At 58.0% G+C, this 2,303-nt stretch carries 2 protein-coding genes; both read right to left on the bottom strand.

Annotated elements, in window-relative coordinates:
- Positions 1–24: 24 nt before the first annotated feature.
- Entirely contained in the window at positions 25–1,800 is a 1,776-nt protein-coding gene (locus tag AC5RE1_RS05550; protein ID WP_493938443.1) for a DEAD/DEAH box helicase, read from the bottom strand.
- A gap of 35 nt (positions 1,801–1,835) precedes the next feature.
- Positions 1,836–2,168, bottom strand: a complete 333-nt coding sequence (locus tag AC5RE1_RS05545) for a DUF3039 domain-containing protein (RefSeq protein ID WP_040318748.1) — start codon at positions 2,166–2,168, stop codon at positions 1,836–1,838.
- Positions 2,169–2,303: the final 135 nt, after the last annotated feature.

The raw sequence follows: 2,303 nt of genomic DNA, 5'->3' as shown, positions 1-2,303 counted from the left end.
CATTCACATTCAGCTGCGTCAGGCCTAGTGTTTTCCAACGAACCACTGGCGAAGCAAAGCAATGCGCGCTTCAATCTGTTCCGTGGTTGCACGGGCGATCTCCGGGCCGCCACAGCGTTGACGCAGCTGAGCGTGAACCATCGCGTGCGGTTCACCACTACGACGCGACCAGGACGAGACCAGGTGTGAGAGTTCCTTACGCTTTGCGGCGCGGAGACGGTGGTCTGAGACTCCAGCGTTCGCCTCACGCATCTTCGCTGCGATCTTCGACTTCTTTTGAGCTGCAACCTGTTCAGCTTGGCGCGCCCTCAAAAGAGTAGTCACTTGATCTGCATCAAGCAGGCCGGGAATCCCCAAGTATTCCTGTTCTTCGACTGAACCAACCTGAGCGCCTTGCCCCCAGGCAGCACCGTCGAAGAGCACGCCGTCAAACTCTGCGTCTGCACCCAAGGCCTCGTACTGATTGAGCAAATCCGACGATGCTGACTCACTCACATTTGCCTGGGCGACCATGGCGTCTTCAGGATTCCACATGGCGTCTTCGTCATCAGCTGACTTCGGACGGTCAAGCGCGTGGTCGCGTTCAGCTTCCATCTGTGAAGCAAGCTCCAGCAGTGGGACAACCGAAGGAACGAAGACTGTCGCTGTCTCACCGCGTTTGCGGGCACGGACAAAACGTCCAACGGCCTGGGCAAAGAACAGCGGGGTGGATGTGTTTGTCGCGTAGACGCCCACCGATAGACGAGGCACATCCACGCCTTCCGACACCATTCGGACGGCAACCATCCAACGGTCATCCGATTCGCGGAACGCATCAATGCGATCCGAGGCGTCAGCATCGTCGGACAGGACGATCGTCGCCTTCTTACCCGTGATCTCGTACAGATGACGCGCATAGGCGCGCGCCTGCGTCTGATTAGAGGCGATCACCAGACCACCGGCATCAGGGATCTGACGACGAACTTCTTCAAGACGCAGATCGGCGGCACGAAGAACGGAAGGAATCCACTCACCCTTCGGATCAAGAGCCGTGCGCCAGGCCTGCTTCATCAGGTCTTTCGTCAGAGGTTCACCCAGGCGAGCGCTCATTTCATCGCCGGTCGAGGTACGCCATGACATCTGACCCGAATAGGACATGAACAGGACCGGGCGAACAACCATGTCTCGCAGAGCATCGCCGTAGCCGTAGCTGTAGTCGGCTTGAGAGCGACGAATACCATCGGCATCTTCCACGTAGCGAACAAACGGGATCGGCGACGTATCAGAGCGGAAAGGAGTGCCTGTCAGAGCAAGACGGCGCGTTGCATCGCCGAACGCTTGGCGCACACCGTCACCCCACGACAGCGAGTCACCAGCGTGGTGGATCTCGTCCAAGATGACGAGGGTCCGATAGTCGCGTGTACGCATTTCATGGACCGCAGGATTAGCGCCGACCTGCGCATACGTAACGGCAACACCATCAAAGTGCGAGCCCGCACGGCCCTGAGCATTCGTAAACGACGGGTCAATATGAATACCGACTCGCGCAGCAGCATCGGCCCACTGGCCTTTCAAATGTTCAGTCGGGCAGACGACGGTGACCTTATCGACGATGCCCTGCCCCATCAGCTCCACAGCAATACGGAGAGCAAAGGTCGTTTTACCCGCACCGGGAGTTGCAACCGCAAGGAAGTCACGCGGTGCCTCAGCCATGTATTGCTCAAGAGCAGCTGCCTGCCATGCGCGAAGTGAACCCGCTGTTCCTCTTCTGGCACGCGCAGGAAACGAGGGAGACAGCGAGCGAGCGGCGGCAGGTGAGATGCGGGATGGATAGAGATGACGATCCTTGGAGGAGCTCACTTATCCGAGCCACCATTCCCGTCTGAGAACGGCCAGTTCCGTCCGTTCTTCCCCATCGAGTCACGAAGTTCCTTGCATGTCGGACACACCGGGTAGCGTGAAGCATCACGCGTCGGAATCCAGACTTTGCCGCATAAGGCAACGACAGGCTGTCCCGTCATCATTGATGAATCAGCTTTATCCCTACGCACGAAGTGCGCGAATCGATCGCCATCGCCGGGAGCCTTTTCGCGTTCAACCTCAGTTCGTTCAAGCAAGCCGGTCGACGATTGAGTCGAGGGAGCAGAGGGCGACGAGGGCCCTTGGGGTTCATTGAGGGAGTTACGCATGCCTCCCATTGTAGGACCGCTAGCGCGGTCTCTCTTGGTGAGAAAGTGAGCTGAACGCGAAAGAAAACCGCTTCATTCAGCAACAAAACAGGCGCTAGGGGCAAAGGAAGAGGAAAAGGCAGAGAAGTTTCACAC

This window comes from Actinotignum sp. usb-actsch-rep-73 (assembly GCF_059082735.1).
This window is presented reverse-complemented; position numbering and strand designations above follow the sequence as displayed.

What these genes read in the sequence shown, in the direction of transcription:
- AC5RE1_RS05545 (WP_040318748.1), bottom strand. Translation starts at nt 2,168, where the DNA reads ATGCGTAACTCCCTCAATGAACCCCAAGGGCCCTCGTCGCCCTCTGCT.